The organism is Pseudoalteromonas sp. CR1 (assembly GCF_019392235.1).
In the GTDB taxonomy this organism is placed as follows: Bacteria; Pseudomonadota; Gammaproteobacteria; order Enterobacterales; family Alteromonadaceae; genus Pseudoalteromonas.
Map to the genome: position 1 here is coordinate 1 of NZ_JAHXRM010000080.1, position 360 is coordinate 360.

Annotated in this window: 1 protein-coding gene; it reads left to right on the top strand. The window is 63.6% G+C overall.

The window, feature by feature from the left end:
• On the top strand, nt 1–360 hold a 360-nt coding region (locus tag KZZ04_RS18565), incomplete at both ends, for a hypothetical protein (protein ID WP_219423710.1).

A 360-nucleotide genomic window follows, 5' to 3' on the forward strand; every position in this document is an offset into this window, starting at 1 on the left:
TGCCAAGGGCCTGATGTTCCGCTTTTCCACCTACCTGACCTGCTACGACAAGAACGGCATCCTCAACAATTACCCGCCCATCGACACCCACAGCTCCAGTGCGGCAGCCCAGGCCAAGGTGCAGGCCATGTATCAGCAGGGGCTGGACAACGTCAGCGATATTTTCTTCAACCCCGCCTATAGCCGCACCGTGGGCACCCTGGGCCTGTGGTTCGAAGACGAATTCCCCACCGCCCCTGCCGGCAGACGCCTGGTGCCCGCCAGCCCCGTGCCCATCTACAAAACCACGCCGGCGCAATCGACACCGGCGCAACTGGGCGTGATCTCGGCCCAGGCCCATGGCGCGACCTTGTCGCTGGA